General features: G+C 55.5%; 15 protein-coding genes. 2 read left to right on the top strand and 13 right to left on the bottom strand.

Going from position 1 to position 13,512, the window contains the following annotated elements:
* Nucleotides 1–56 precede the first annotated feature (56 nt).
* The 7 genes from groL to IAE55_RS22690 form a co-directional block, all read right to left on the bottom strand.
* Nucleotides 57–1,685, bottom strand: coding sequence for a chaperonin GroEL (groL, locus tag IAE55_RS22720; protein WP_076174923.1), 1,629 nt, complete (start codon nt 1,683–1,685; stop codon nt 57–59).
* Nucleotides 1,686–1,777: 92 nt separating this feature from the next.
* A complete protein-coding gene (groES, locus tag IAE55_RS22715; RefSeq protein ID WP_076174926.1) occupies nt 1,778–2,059 on the bottom strand; it encodes a co-chaperone GroES in 282 nt (93 codons plus the stop codon).
* Between the two features lie 371 nt (nt 2,060–2,430).
* On the bottom strand, nt 2,431–3,204 hold the full coding sequence (gene tatC / locus IAE55_RS22710; RefSeq protein ID WP_200634012.1) for a twin-arginine translocase subunit TatC: 774 nt from the start codon (nt 3,202–3,204) through the stop codon (nt 2,431–2,433).
* 96 nt (nt 3,205–3,300) lie between these two features.
* Nucleotides 3,301–3,558, bottom strand: coding sequence for a twin-arginine translocase TatA/TatE family subunit (locus tag IAE55_RS22705; RefSeq protein ID WP_076175208.1), 258 nt, complete (start codon nt 3,556–3,558; stop codon nt 3,301–3,303).
* 219 nt (nt 3,559–3,777) lie between these two features.
* Entirely contained in the window at nt 3,778–4,263 is a 486-nt protein-coding gene (locus IAE55_RS22700; RefSeq protein ID WP_076174928.1) for a MogA/MoaB family molybdenum cofactor biosynthesis protein, read from the bottom strand.
* 80 nt (nt 4,264–4,343) lie between these two features.
* Nucleotides 4,344–4,817 carry a cyclic pyranopterin monophosphate synthase MoaC gene (moaC, locus tag IAE55_RS22695; RefSeq protein ID WP_145160798.1) on the bottom strand — a complete coding sequence of 158 codons (474 nt, stop codon included), beginning with the start codon at nt 4,815–4,817 and terminating at the stop codon, nt 4,344–4,346.
* A complete protein-coding gene (locus tag IAE55_RS22690) occupies nt 4,798–5,424 on the bottom strand; it encodes a 5-formyltetrahydrofolate cyclo-ligase (protein WP_234489773.1) in 627 nt (208 codons plus the stop codon). Before IAE55_RS22690 ends, moaC begins: the two co-directional genes overlap by 20 nt.
* Before the next feature lie 192 nt (nt 5,425–5,616).
* Here IAE55_RS22690 and IAE55_RS22685 point away from each other — a divergent pair, with 192 nt between their 5' ends.
* The gene (locus tag IAE55_RS22685) at nt 5,617–7,581 is read left to right on the top strand and encodes an ABC-F family ATP-binding cassette domain-containing protein (RefSeq protein WP_145160802.1); all 1,965 of its coding nucleotides are present in this window, start codon (nt 5,617–5,619) and stop codon (nt 7,579–7,581) included.
* A gap of 627 nt (nt 7,582–8,208) precedes the next feature.
* Here the strand turns inward: IAE55_RS22685 and tsaD are convergent.
* The 6 genes from tsaD to IAE55_RS22655 form a co-directional block, all read right to left on the bottom strand.
* Nucleotides 8,209–9,255 (bottom strand): tRNA (adenosine(37)-N6)-threonylcarbamoyltransferase complex transferase subunit TsaD, encoded by a 1,047-nt coding sequence (gene tsaD / locus IAE55_RS22680; protein ID WP_089549945.1) that lies wholly within the window; start codon nt 9,253–9,255, stop codon nt 8,209–8,211.
* 16 nt (nt 9,256–9,271) lie between these two features.
* A complete protein-coding gene (gene rimI, locus IAE55_RS22675; RefSeq protein WP_089549944.1) occupies nt 9,272–9,772 on the bottom strand; it encodes a ribosomal protein S18-alanine N-acetyltransferase in 501 nt (166 codons plus the stop codon).
* Between the two features lie 19 nt (nt 9,773–9,791).
* On the bottom strand, nt 9,792–10,568 hold the full coding sequence (gene tsaB, locus IAE55_RS22670) for a tRNA (adenosine(37)-N6)-threonylcarbamoyltransferase complex dimerization subunit type 1 TsaB (RefSeq protein ID WP_145160804.1): 777 nt from the start codon (nt 10,566–10,568) through the stop codon (nt 9,792–9,794).
* Nucleotides 10,565–11,059, bottom strand: coding sequence for a tRNA (adenosine(37)-N6)-threonylcarbamoyltransferase complex ATPase subunit type 1 TsaE (gene tsaE / locus IAE55_RS22665; RefSeq protein ID WP_438822527.1), 495 nt, complete (start codon nt 11,057–11,059; stop codon nt 10,565–10,567). Before tsaE ends, tsaB begins: the two co-directional genes overlap by 4 nt.
* A gap of 114 nt (nt 11,060–11,173) precedes the next feature.
* The gene (locus tag IAE55_RS22660; RefSeq protein WP_145160806.1) at nt 11,174–11,725 is read right to left on the bottom strand and encodes a nucleotidyltransferase family protein; all 552 of its coding nucleotides are present in this window, start codon (nt 11,723–11,725) and stop codon (nt 11,174–11,176) included.
* Between the two features lie 191 nt (nt 11,726–11,916).
* Nucleotides 11,917–12,405: a DUF2269 family protein gene (locus IAE55_RS22655; RefSeq protein ID WP_234489794.1), complete on the bottom strand. Its 489-nt coding sequence runs from the start codon at nt 12,403–12,405 to the stop codon at nt 11,917–11,919.
* Between the two features lie 345 nt (nt 12,406–12,750).
* Between IAE55_RS22655 and IAE55_RS22650 the strand changes: the two genes are divergently transcribed.
* A complete protein-coding gene (locus IAE55_RS22650) occupies nt 12,751–13,488 on the top strand; it encodes an alpha/beta fold hydrolase (RefSeq protein WP_145160809.1) in 738 nt (245 codons plus the stop codon).
* Nucleotides 13,489–13,512: the final 24 nt, after the last annotated feature.

The raw sequence follows: 13,512 nt of genomic DNA, 5'->3' as shown, positions 1-13,512 counted from the left end.
GGCCCCCTCTCGGGAGCCTTTCTCTTACTGCTATATTAGGGTTTTTGGGCCCTTTATTACATCATTCCGCCCATTCCGCCCATGCCGCCCATGTCTGGAGCAGCAGCCTTTTCAGGCTCTGGCTTGTCGGCGATTACGGCTTCTGTCGTCAGGAACATAGCCGCAACGGAAGCTGCGTTTTGCAGCGCGGAACGCGTTACTTTCGCAGGGTCAACGATACCTGCTTCGAACATGTTCACCCACTCGTCCGTAGCTGCGTTGTAGCCGATGCCCACTTTTTCTTTCTTCAAGCGGTCCACGATCACGGAACCTTCTTGACCAGCGTTGGCAGCGATCGTACGGATTGGCTCTTCGAGCGCACGCAGAACGATGTTTACGCCTGTTTTCTCGTCGCCAGTCACGTCAACAGCAGCTACCGCATGGTATACGTTCACAAGGGCTGTACCGCCACCGGATACAATACCTTCTTCAACCGCAGCGCGGGTTGCGTTCAGGGCGTCTTCGATGCGCAGTTTGCGCTCTTTCAGTTCGGTTTCGGTTGCAGCACCGACTTTGATAACTGCTACGCCGCCGGCCAGTTTAGCCAGACGCTCTTGCAGTTTCTCTTTGTCGAACTCGGAAGTCGTTTCTTCCAGCTGCGAACGGATTTGGGAGATACGAGCGTTGATGTCGCTCTTCTCGCCGCTTCCGTCAACGATGGTTGTGTTTTCTTTCGTTACGCGCACTTGACGGGCGTTACCCAGTTGCTCGATGGATGTGCTCTTCAGATCCAGGCCGAGCTTCTCGGTGATCACTTGGCCGCCAGTCAGGGCAGCGATATCCTGCAGCATCGCTTCGCGACGGTCGCCAAAGCCAGGAGCTTTAACAGCTACCGCGTTGAACGTTCCACGCAGTTTGTTCACGATCAGCATCGCTTGAGCTTCGCCTTCGATGTCTTCAGCGATGATCACAAGCGGTCTGGCTTGTTGAACGATTTTTTCAAGCAGCGGCAGGATTTCCTGCGTGTTGCTGATTTTCTTGTCAGTGATCAGGATGTATGGATTTTCAAGCACAGCTTCCATTTTATCCGTATCGGTGATCATGTATGGGGAAATGTAGCCGCGGTCGAACTGCATACCTTCCACGACTTCAAGCTCTGTAGCGAATCCACGGGATTCTTCAACGGTGATAACGCCGTCTTTGCCCACTTTTTCCATCGCTTCGGCGATCAGTTGGCCCACTTCTTCGTCAGCTGCGGAAATGGAAGCGACTTGAGCGATTTCTTGTTTGCCTTTAACTTCGTTTGCGATGTTCTTCAGCTCGGCAACTGCCGCTTTAACCGCTTTGTCGATCCCTTTGCGGACAACCATTGGGTTAGCGCCTGCAGTTACGTTCTTCAGACCTTCGCGGATCATGGCTTGAGCCAGAACCGTAGCAGTCGTCGTACCGTCACCGGCTACATCGTTGGTTTTGGTTGCTACTTCTTTAACGAGCTGAGCGCCCATATTTTCAAAAGCGTCTTCCAGTTCGATTTCTTTAGCGATCGTCACACCGTCATTAGTAATGAGCGGGCTGCCGAATTTTTTCTCCAGAACGACGTTGCGGCCTTTAGGTCCGAGCGTCACTTTTACAGCGTTAGCCAAAGCGTCTACACCACGCAGCATGGAGCGGCGTGCGTCTTCACTGAAACGGATATCTTTTGCCATGTTGATAAAAACCTCCCATAAATGATATAGATGTTGCTCATATGTTCAGGCTCTTCGCCGAAAATTCAATCCTCGCCGGATCAAAAAGTCGCTTAGCCTACGATTGCATGTATGTCGCTTTCTTTCATAATCAAATATTCTTTACCTTCATATTTGATTTCTGTTCCGGCATATTTGGAGAACAACACACGGTCGCCTTCTTTGACTTCCAAAGGAACGCGTGCCCCGTCTTTAACGGCTCCGCTGCCAACAGCGATAATTTTGCCTTCTTGCGGCTTTTCCTTGGCGGAGTCCGGAAGGACAATCCCGAACGAAGTTGTTTCCTCTTGTTGGATTGGTTCTACCAAAACGCGGTCACCCAAAGGTTTGATCATGAAAAATAGCCTCCTTATTTAGTATGTTGTGCTGCGGTTAAAGTCTGGTTGACGATTCTTGTTAGCACTCGACAACGTTCAGTGCTAACAACCACTTTTATGATACTCAACTTGGGAACAGATTTCAAGTCCTCTTTGAAGCATTTTTCTAAGAACTTCACACTTTTCATAGCACCTCCGCAGAACCCGTCCCATCCTGCACCGGACAAGCCTGTCACAGGCCTCCGCAGCGAATAAGACATCCTCCATCATTGTATCCACCGGAATCTGAAATATGACGTTTTCCGTGATTTCTGAAAAAGAAATGCCCGTTTTCGAAGAAAAGAAAAAAGCATCCTTTTTCCGTCCAGAAAAAGAATGCCTGTGTCCTCTTATTGCGGTTCGGCCGGGAACCGGTATCTGGCCTCCACCGCCGCATCCGCGGCCAGCTGCTTGCGGTACACGACGGAGGATAAAAACACGCTGAACTCATACAGCACGAGCAGCGGAATCGTCACGAGAAAATCCGAGATGAAATCCGGCGGCGTAATGACGATCGCGATAAATACGAGAGCAAAATAGGCGATCTTCCGCATTTTCCGCAGCCGCAGCGGGTTCAGGATCCGCAGCTTGGTCAGAAACATGACGATGATCGGCAGCTCGAACAGCAGCGCCACCGGTACGACCAGCGTAAACAAAAAGCTGAAGTATTGGGAGATGCCGTACGTCTCCTTCAGTCCCATGGACTCGGTCACCTGGGTCGTAAAGCCCAGCGCCATCGGGAATACAACGTAATAGCCGAAGGCAAGTCCGGCCAGAAACAGTAGAAATACGTAAGGCACATAGCGCAGCGCGGCCTTGCGTTCCACTTCGCGGAGCCCCGGGCTGACGAAGGCCCACAGCTGGTACGCCGTAAACGGAATCGTCGCCACAAGCGATACAATCATGGCGATCTTCATGTACATGCCGATCCCGTCCCAGAAGGAAAATGCGTGCAGCTCGAAATCCTTCGCCGAGTCGACGCTGATCAGGTACTGGTAGATGGGATTGGCGCAGACCAGGCCGACCACAAGCCCGAGCACAAGCACGACCAGGACGTAAATGATCCGTTTGCGCAGCTCGCTCAAATGCTCGACGATCGACATTTCTTCCTGTTTTTCCACGATGAGGTCACCTTCCTTCGCTTTAAGCCTTCCGGACAAAACAAAATCCCTCCCCGCAAGGAAGGGATGGATATAGACTGCCTGGATTTCTCCCCGAAATCACTCCGGCAGGCGCTTATCTTGGGCAGCGCTGCTCTGCACAGGTGCAGGCTGCTGCGTTTCACTTGCGGCCAGCGGCTTAGGCTCGCTCTTGCGCGGCGCCTGATCGTCTTCGCCGATAATATCGCGGGCACCGTCCTTGAACTCGCGGAATGTGCGGCCGACGGCCCGTCCGAGTTCAGGGAGCTTGTTGGGTCCAAACAGCAGCAATGCCAAAATGACCAGCAAAATAATGCCTGGCACACCGATTCCACTCAGCATATGGTATTCTCCTCTCTGTACTTTACTCTTAACCAAAATCCGGATATGTAACACACCGTGTCCGAGTAAAGCAGATCATTGATGGATGTTTGCATGTCGATTGGGCTTGTTCACAGCAATGACATAAAATTGCCACATCGCCATCATACCATATCACGGATCATTACAATATCAGATAAGTGTGACAATTTTGAAAAAAGTCAGGTAAATGCTGGATTATTGGCGGTATTGCCCGGTCACCATCAGCAGCGCTTCCGGCAGTTGGTCCATAATGGCCGCCAAGTGCTCGTGCACGCCCTTGGGCGAGCCCGGCAGGTTGACGATCAGCGTCCGTCCGCGGATGCCAACGATGCCGCGGAACAGCATCGCCGCGCGGTTCTTCTGCATGACGGTCGCCCGCATGGCCTCCGCGATGCCCGGCACCTCCCGCTCGATGACCCGGCGGGTAGCCTCCGGCGTTACGTCCCGGATCGCCAGCTCCGTACCTCCGGTCGTCAGCACCAGGTCCGCCTGGAAATAATCGGTTAACTCAATGAGCGACGCGATAATATCATCCTGCTCGTCGGGAACGATGCGGTATTCCACAATCTCCCCGCCCAATTCCTCCTCCACCAGCTCCCGGATGACCTGTGCGCTCGTATCTTCACGTTCACCTCGGGCTCCCTTATCGCTTGCCGTCAGGATCGCTGTTCTCCACACCATAAGATCACCCCTCCTCCTTTAACCCTAAGTTCTTATCTTTGTGAACCGTCTGATCCGAGCAGGTCCTTCTTCGACTATACTCAAGCTTCGCGGCTGTAGTCGCCGCTCTTGCCCCCGGTCTTGGATTCCAGCCGGGTCGGACCGATGACCATATCCTTCTGCAGCGCCTTGCACATGTCATAGACCGTCAGAGCGGCAGCCGATACGGCGGTCAGCGCCTCCATTTCGACGCCGGTCTTGCCCGTAGTCTTCACAGTTCCTTCTATATAAAGTTCATCATTTCCGTTATCGCTGAAATGAATATCAATGCCTGTCAGCGGCAGCGGGTGGCACATCGGAATGATATCCGACGTTTTCTTCGCCGCCATGACGCCGGCAACGGAAGCGACGGCGAGCACGTCTCCTTTGCCGATCCGCCCTTCCTTGATCCGCGCCAGCGTTTCTGGCGCCATCGTGACCGTCGTGCAGGCCACCGCCGTACGCGAGGTGACGTCCTTCTCCGAGACGTCTACCATTTTGGCCCGGCCTTGTTCGTTAAAATGCGTCAGATCCATCGTCAGCCCCCTTGTTCATCGTGTATATCCCTTGGTCGGTAATGAGGACCTGAAGACGGGCGTCGTTCTCGTCCATAGGGACGCGGTCTACTACCTGCGGCGCAAAACCAATCCCGGCCCACACAGGCATGGTACCGTCCCCGGCCGCAGCGCTCCATCGTTCGTAAAGCCTGTCGTAGTAACCCGCACCGTACCCGAGTCTTCCACCTCCGTGATCGAAAGCGAGACCGGGCACCAGCACCGCATCCGGCAGCATCCCGTCCTGCTCGGCCTGCACCCGCTCGGGGTCCGGCTCCAGGATGCCGTATGCGCCGGCCTGAAGCTCGTCCCACCGCCGCAGCCGGTGAATCGTCATGGAACGATCCCCGGGATGGCAGCGCGGGACGTACACATCTACGCCCCGAAGCCAGGCCCGTTCGATCAGCGGCCGCGTGTCCAGCTCGCTGCGGAACGGAACGTACACCATCACGCTCCGGCATCCAGCCGCTTCCATCCACGCCGATGCATGACGGCAGGCCTGATCGGAAGCGCGTCTCCGCTCCTCTTCCGGCAGACCATCCCGCACCTGCCGCATGGCAAAGCGAAGACGCGCCTTCTCTTCTTTCATCCAAGCCGCCCCCTGTGGCATCCAACGACGCGTTCGATTTTCAGTCCTGCATCCGTTGATTTGCTCTTATCTTACCACTGTTGCTTCTCTTTCGCCAAGATTGTCCCGAAGTCCTGCACTGCAAGTCGCGCATTCTCAGTATTTCATGTAAACTGATCTTATTAAGATGATAGATGGAGGTTGCAACGTCACATGCTTCTTCAAGCGAGCGGAATCAAAAAATTATTCGGCATCACTCCCGTGCTGGAAGGCATCAACCTGCAGGTTCAGGAGAGGGAACGTATCGGCCTCGTCGGCGTCAACGGCGCGGGCAAGTCGACCCTTCTGCAAATTTTGGCAGGGGAAATGTCCTATGACGGCGGGCAAATTTATAAATCGAAGGAAACGACGATCGGGTATCTCGCCCAGAACAGCGGGCTTCAATCCGACCGTACCATTTGGGAAGAAATGTTGGATGTGTTCACTCCTTTAATTGAGACGGAAAAAGAGCTCCGGGTGATGGAGCAGCAGATCGCCGATCCGGCGGTGATGGATAATCCGAAGAAATACCAGGATCTGCTGGACCGTTATGCTTCCCGTTCGGACTGGTTCAAGGACCACGGAGGCTACGAAATGGAAACGCGGATCCGCAGCGTGCTGCACGGCATGGGCTTTGGCAGCTTTGCGCCGGAGACCCCGATCGCCACGCTCAGCGGCGGGCAGAAAACGCGGCTTGCGCTGGCGCGCATCCTGCTGCAGGCCCCGGACCTGCTCATGCTCGACGAACCGACCAACCACCTGGACATTGCGACGCTGACCTGGCTCGAGGACTATTTGCGCGCGTATTCCGGATCGCTGCTGGTCGTATCCCATGACCGGTATTTTCTGGACCGCCTCGTGACGACCGTCGTCGAGATCGAGCGGCATCAATCCAAGCGGTATACGGGCAATTACAGCCGGTATATGGAGCTCAAGGCGGCCGAGTACGAATCCCAAATGAAGATGTACGAGAAGCAGCAGGACGAGATCGCCAAGATGGAAGCTTTTATCCAGCGCAACATCGTCCGTGCGTCGACCACCAAGCGGGCCCAGAGCCGGCGCAAGGCCCTCGAGAAAATGGACCGGATGGACAAGCCGCTCGGCGATTTGAAGAAGGCCCACTTCTCCTTCGAGGTCGAGTACATGTCCGGCAAGGAAGTGCTGCAGGTGCGGGACTTGTCCGTGTCATTCCAGCCGCCGAAGGCGCTGTTTAAGGACGTATCCTTCGACCTGCGCCGCGGGGAAACGGTCGCGCTCATCGGGCCGAACGGGATCGGCAAATCGACACTGCTCAAGTGCCTGATCGGAACCAGCCAGCCGCAGACCGGAGCGATCCACTGGGGGACCAAGGTCAAAATCGGGTATTACGACCAGGAGCAGACCAACCTTAATCCTTCCAATACCGTGCTCGAGGAGCTTTGGAGCGCCTACCCGCACATGGAGGAAGCCCGGATTCGCACCGTACTCGGCAACTTCCTGTTCAGCGGCGAGGACGTGCTCAAGAAAATCGCTGCGCTCAGCGGCGGCGAGAAGGCTAGGGTATCGCTGGCCAAGCTGATGCTGCTGGAAGCCAATATGCTTATACTGGACGAGCCGACCAACCATCTGGATCTCTTCAGCAAGGAAGTGCTGGAGTCGGCTCTGATCGATTACGAAGGCACCCTGCTGTTTATTTCGCACGACCGGTACTTTCTGAACAAAATGGCCGAACGCATTATTGAGCTTCATCCCGAAGGGACCGAGCATTACCTCGGCAACTACGACGACTATGTAGCGAAAAAGCAGGAGCTGGAGGAGCTCAGCCAAGAAGCGCTTGAGCAGGCAGGCGGAGCCGGAGCGAAGAACAGCCCCTCCAAACCAGAGGCAGCAAACGATAACAGCGATAAATCCGGCGTATCTTCGTTCGAGGCCGACAAGCAGGCTAAGCGAGAGGAACGAAACCGGCAGCGCAGGCTTGCCGCGCTCGAGGAGCAGATCCAGAGCCTGGAGGAAGAAATTTCGGAACTTGACGCGGAAATGGCCAAGCCGGAGGTCTACCAAGACTACGTCGCCCTGCAGGAGCATCAGCAGCAGCAGGAGGAAAAGAAAAACCAGCTGGAAACGATTTATGCCGAATGGGAAACATTGGCCGCGGAGTAAGCCGATTTTCAACAAATGGAGCCGGCGGAAGCTCCAATGTTCGAACTTTTGTCAAATTTTCAAAAAAAGTTTTGATGTTAAGATTCCACTTATTCACAGCCTTATCCCCAAAAAAAGTGCATAACTTCCAACAAAGGATGGCCTTAAGGGCCATTTTTTGTTGAGCAAATGCGCCTCTTTGTAAAATATCCATCTTTATCCACCAAATTATCCACATTATCCACAGTTCCCACAGAAAACCTGTGAAAAACCTATCCCCTATTTTCACCCCTCTATAAACCAGCGATTTTATTAAGAAACAGGTGGTTGTGCACAATTTCGGTGGAATATGTGGATAACCTTGTCCACATCTTGACAAGGACCAGGTCCTAAGATATAGCCCCAAAATAGGTCCTTAGTCTGCCGATTCGCCGATTCTTCCGACAAGAATGACAGGAGCCTTCGACGGCATAACGGCTTTTTCGTCCCCTATCGTCGGACAACAACCGCCATAACCGTCAAAGATGCAAAACAGCCTGCCGTCTCATCAACGAGACAACAGGCTGTTCATAATTCACAAGGTCTATGTTACTGATTTCCCTCCGGCTCAGACCGGATCTCATGATCGGGAAAACGTACGGCCAGCTTTCAAGCGCGCACGGACCATTCCTCCAGCGAAAATTGCGGCATCGCCCGCAGGTCCAAACCAGCGAACTGCTGCTCCTTCCATTTCAAATAAGCAGCGGCTCCGATCATGGCCGCATTATCCGTGCAGTATTTGAACGGCGGGATAATCAGCTCGATGCCTTCCTGCTCGCACTGGCGGGACAGCTCCGCCCGCAGGCCCTTGTTCGCCGCCACGCCCCCGCACAGCAGCAGCTGCTTCGCATGGTAAGACTTCACCGCGCGGATCGACTTCGTGACGAGCACTTCCACGACGGATTCCTGGAAACCGCGTGCAATCGCGCCTTCCGCGGCCGGCTCCCCGCGCATTTTGCGCTGGTTCACCACATTCAGCACCGCCGACTTCAAACCACTGAAGCTGAAATCGTAGCTGTCCGGCTCAAGCCAGACCCGCGGAAGCGGAATGGCCTCTTCGGATTCCAGCGCCAGACGGTCCACGTGCGGGCCGCCAGGATACGGAAAGCCGAGCGCCCGCGCCACTTTGTCGTATGCCTCGCCGACCGCGTCATCCCGCGTGCGCCCGATGACTTCGAAGTGGCCCTCTTTTTCCAGGTAGACCAGCTCCGTATGCCCGCCGGAAGTCACCAGCGCCATACACGGGTACTTCAGGTCGGCCACCAGATTGTTGGCGTAAATATGGCCGGCAATATGATGCGTGCCGATGAGCGGCTTCGAGAGCGCAAACGCCAGACTGGTCGCCGCGACGACGCCCACAAGCAAAGCCCCGACGAGGCCGGGGCCTTGGGTAACGGCAATTGCCGACAAGTCCTGCGGGGTGATGCCCGCGGCCTGCACCGCTTCCTGAAGCATCAGCGTAATATTCTCGACATGCTTGCGGGAAGCGACCTCCGGCACGACACCGCCGAACGCCTTATGGGTTTCGATCTGGCTGGCGATCAGGTTGCTGAGCACCTCTTTGCCGTCTTTGACCACCGCGGCGGACGTTTCGTCACAGCTCGTTTCCACCGCCAGAATATAGCATGGTTGTGATTGTATGTTGGCTTGATTCATTTGTGTACTTTCCTTCCTAGCCGCGGGCGTTCTGACTGCGGTCCGGAAACAGCTCGGCCCACATGATCATCGCGTCCTCCTGGTTGTCCGAATAATACCCTTTTCGGAGTCCGGCCGGCTCGAATCCCATTTTCATATATAAATTTTGCGCCACCCGGTTGGAGACCCGGACTTCGAGTGTCATCCGTTTCATGCCAAGCTGCGAAGCTGTCTTCATCAGTTCAAGCAGCAGGCGCTCTCCCCATTTGCGGCCGCGGTAAGGGGACAAAACGGCAATATTCGTCACATGCGCTTCGTCAATGACCGTCCACATCCCCGCATATCCGACAGGTTCCCCGTTCCATTCCATCATCATATAACGCGCAAAATGATTATGCGTCAGCTCGTTCCGGAACGCTTCCTCCGTCCAGGGCAGAGTGAATGCGTCATGCTCGATCACCATCACGGCGGGTATATCCTCTAATGTCATCGGACGGAAAGTTAATCCTTCCGCGTCCTGTTTGATCTCCTGCTCCATGATTGTCAAAAGACTCCCTTCACGGCTTGCGCAGGAGCTTTTCAGCTTCGGCAAGCTGCGTATAGTTTGGCACCAGGGCGTGCAGCTCATCCCGCTCTCCCCGGAGGAGGCGGTCCGCACCAAGCTGCCCTACCGGCTCCCCTTTCATATCGCAGGAAGTCAGATGAAGCCGGTCCCCCAGCATGGGATGCAGCCGCTGCGCCGATTCCTGATGATTGCCGATCTCGCCTACAAAATGGACGGCAGCCGGCCATTCTTCCTCCGGCATGGACAAGAGGAGCTGCTCCAGTTCCTCCACCCACCGCTGCATCAGCCGGATGGCATCGTCCTTCTTCCGCTGCGGGATGACCGCCTGCCCGGCCGCAAACAAGGCCGTATACGCCTGGCCTCTTCTGGCGTCTACGAGCGGAATGACCCAGCTCGTTCCGCCTGAGGCCCGTGAGTCCGGGCCGGCCATCAGTCCGCTCCAGGCCAGAGCATGCAGGCTGGAAATGCCGGCGACCGGCACGTTCCAGGCCCAGGCCAGCGTCTTGGCGGCCGTGACGGCAATCCGGGTTCCGGTATAAGAACCCGGGCCAACGCCCACGGCGACGCCGTCGACTTGGGATGCTTCCACGCCGGCTTCCCGGAGGCCTTTCTGGACCAAAGGCAGCAGATGGACCGAATGATTCCGCTCGCCTGAAGCCTCGATCGTATGAAGCACGCGGTCGTCCTCCATGACCGCCAGCGCCAGGCAGGCCGTCGAGGTGTCCAGCGCCAAAAACCGCCGCAGCGGCTGTGAATTCTCGTTATTCATGTTGATACGACTCCATTTCTGTTCAAACTGCCGACCCATTCTTCATAAGGCTGTCCATACCCCCGGACCGTAATGCTTCGCTCCGTGAGGCCGGCAGTCTCGATGTAGATATGCAGATGCCGGTCCGGCAGCAGTTCTTCGATGATTTGCGACCATTCGACCAGGCTGACGCCGTTTCCGAAGAAGTACTCGTCCAGTCCCAGATCCTCGGCCTCTTCTAGAGACACCCGGTAGACATCCATATGGTAAAAGGGCAGACGCCCTTCGTATTCCTTAATAATGGTGAATGTGGGGCTGTTTACAACATCCTGCACCCCAAAATACCTGGCGAACGCCTGCGAAAAGGCGGTCTTTCCCGCCCCCAGATCGCCGTCCAGGCCGATCACGGTCCCCGGCTCCGCTACGCCTGCCAGCCACGCGGCCAGCGCCTCCGTATCCTCGGGGCTGCGGGAGGAATAGATGAACGGTTTCCCGTTATGATTGCTTTCCACGATGGGATTCCACCTTCTCCTTCCAAATCCTTGAATGCAACTTGCCCTTAATTATATCGGTCAACCCTGACACCCGCAAGGACTGGGGGCCGTGTGTTCCGGTCAGCCTTATCCCTAATCCTCAAGGATGGTCAGCTGCGGCCACTGCCGCTTCCAGTTTTTCGAACGTACCCGGCTGATATAGTAGGCTCTATCCTCAAACCGGGGACTTCTGCGTACGACGAGGCCGAACAGATCGTCCAGCCCGTAAGGGGCCAAGATCTCCAGCCTGCTCTCGGAATTCAGGCGTGCGCCGACTGCGGTCGCCGTCTCCGGCCACCAGCTGATCGCGTCCTCCGAGGAACGGTAAGGCGGATTGCCGTTGCGGATATGCATGCGCGCCTGATTTTTAACAGACCATTTATCATTCCCGGTTTGTTCGATCAGCCTTTGTTCCAGCAGCCATTCGCGCTCCTCCGACAGATCTCCCGGATCATAGAAAATAACGTCAATATCGGTATGGGCCGCCTGGTTCACATATCCGTGCAGCCGGTCCCACACCGTCCCCCTGACGTACCCGGCCGCGATGTAGCACTGCGGAAGCCCAAGCTCCCGCACCCGTTCCAGATCTTTCATTAAAAGATCATTTTCCAGGATATACTGCCGTAAACGTTCTTCGTAGGACATACGCATCCTCCAATTCCTTTGGCGGCTCATCCGCCGTGTTCCTTCATTATATCACGGATTCACAGAAGTACCGTTGGGGGAGAACAGCGACCTGCGGACTCCCGCGGCTTCCTGCCAACGAGCAAAGCCCCTGTGCCGGAAGGGACAGGGGTTATGTTTCGCGCGTAAGGCGTGAATGATCGTATCGAAAACTATTTTCGTTTCTTTTTCCATGGCTTGATGACCGAAATGATGAATATGACCAGCGTCAGGATGATCTGGATGAAGACAAACGCATTTCTGAGACCATGGTTGCGGAGAAATCCAGGGTCTTCAAGCGCCGCCGGCCCCAACGTCTCCAGCAGATAGAGATTGGCAAGCATCAGCTTATCCACGACGAAAATACCGATGAACGTCTGCAGCAGAAACAAAATCCATTTCACGGTCAGCCAGCGGTGCCTGAAGAAGCCCCATGGCGTAAAAAAGCCGTACACGAAGGCGACCGCCAGCGTACCCACGGCCCCCGTCCGGATCACACCGTCGCTGATGAGCACGATGACTTTATAAGATTTCAGCGTATCTTCATAGCTGCCTAACCCCAGTGCAAAGTTGACGGTCACCGAACTCAGAATGCCGCCAAAAAACAAGGACACCAATACGATATGCACGATCTTCAGCCATTTCATGGCGGGTGCGCTCATTTTCTTCACATTTGTCCTCCCCCTTCCCCCAAGCCCGCAACTTTCGGAGTCAGGCCATAAGTCCTATCCTACCGGCCGGAGATTGCAAACCTGTGACAACCATGTACGCAATCCGTGAAATTTGGCGGCAAGTCCCAGCAGCCGCGGAATATGGCGAATCAGGGAAGACGCAGAATCGACAGTCATTTTAGGAAAACGGCCATTCGACAAATCTCCACTGACCGGAGTTGTCAGTGAAGTAAGGGTATGATGGGGTTAAAGGGCAAACAGCCCGCAAATATGCCAATGCGCTGACAGCATCGTCTGCCGGCTTTACATTAAAAAATGAAAATGGAGGAGATTCAAATGGAAAAAGCTCTCAAGGATCGCAAACCAATCGGATATGTATTCATTCCCGGGGCGGGACTGGACGCCCAAATATGGAACAGGGTGGCAGGGGAGCTGCCGGCGCCTTGTCTGACGGTGGACTATCCGGGCAGAGGAACGAATAACGGAGGAACAAGCAAGCTGTCCTTAAAGGATTATTGTGCACATGTAAAGGAGCAAATCCGCAGCTGGGATGTGGAAAAATTCATCCTGGTCACTCATTCTCTCGGTGGTGTACTCGGTCTGAGCATCGCCGACGAAATGGCGGACCGGGTCGCCGGTTTTGCCGCCATCGGAGCGGTGATCCCGGCAAGCGGGGGATCGTTCACGTCCGCCTTCCCTTCAGGGCAGCGGCTCCTGCTGCCCCTGATGATGCGCTTGTTCGGGACCAGGCCTCCCGAACAAGCCATCCGCCGCGGGCTCTGCAGCGATCTCACCGAGGAGCAGGCCGACGAAATCATCCGCCGGTTTACCCCCGAATCGATCCGGGTCTACACGGACCGGGTAGAGGCTGCTTCCCGGCTTCAGGTCCCTTCCCTGTACATCAAGCTTGGTCAGGATCAGGAGCTGAAGCCAGGCCTGCAGGACAAGATGGCCGGAAATTTGGGCGCCTGCGTCGAACGACTTGAGTCCGGCCATCTGCCCATGCTGAGCCACCCGGATGAGCTGCGTCAGCTGCTCCAAAAGTTTAGTGCCTCGGTGTCCGCGGCAGGGTAACGAGCAGCCGGCCGGCCACCCCTG

The organism is Paenibacillus sp. S28 (assembly GCF_016624415.1).
Classification (GTDB): domain Bacteria; phylum Bacillota; class Bacilli; order Paenibacillales; family Paenibacillaceae; genus Paenibacillus_AQ; species Paenibacillus_AQ favisporus.
This window is presented reverse-complemented; position numbering and strand designations above follow the sequence as displayed.

Bases quoted from the DNA above. Each gene is read 5' to 3' on its own strand.
- groES (WP_076174926.1), bottom strand. From the start codon at position 2,059: ATGATCAAACCTTTGGGTGACCGCGTTTTGGTAGAACCAATCCAACAA.
- IAE55_RS22700 (WP_076174928.1), bottom strand. From the start codon at position 4,263: ATGGTGTGGAGAACAGCGATCCTGACGGCAAGCGATAAGGGAGCCCGA.
- IAE55_RS22660 (WP_145160806.1), bottom strand. From the start codon at position 11,725: ATGTCCTACGAAGAACGTTTACGGCAGTATATCCTGGAAAATGATCTT.
- tsaB (WP_145160804.1), bottom strand. From the start codon at position 10,568: ATGAATAACGAGAATTCACAGCCGCTGCGGCGGTTTTTGGCGCTGGAC.
- groL (WP_076174923.1), bottom strand. From the start codon at position 1,685: ATGGCAAAAGATATCCGTTTCAGTGAAGACGCACGCCGCTCCATGCTG.
- IAE55_RS22685 (WP_145160802.1), top strand. From the start codon at position 5,617: ATGCTTCTTCAAGCGAGCGGAATCAAAAAATTATTCGGCATCACTCCC.
- tsaD (WP_089549945.1), bottom strand. From the start codon at position 9,255: ATGAATCAAGCCAACATACAATCACAACCATGCTATATTCTGGCGGTG.
- IAE55_RS22650 (WP_145160809.1), top strand. From the start codon at position 12,751: ATGGAAAAAGCTCTCAAGGATCGCAAACCAATCGGATATGTATTCATT.
- IAE55_RS22655 (WP_234489794.1), bottom strand. From the start codon at position 12,405: ATGAGCGCACCCGCCATGAAATGGCTGAAGATCGTGCATATCGTATTG.
- moaC (WP_145160798.1), bottom strand. From the start codon at position 4,817: ATGGATCTGACGCATTTTAACGAACAAGGCCGGGCCAAAATGGTAGAC.
- IAE55_RS22690 (WP_234489773.1), bottom strand. From the start codon at position 5,424: ATGAAAGAAGAGAAGGCGCGTCTTCGCTTTGCCATGCGGCAGGTGCGG.
- rimI (WP_089549944.1), bottom strand. From the start codon at position 9,772: ATGGAGCAGGAGATCAAACAGGACGCGGAAGGATTAACTTTCCGTCCG.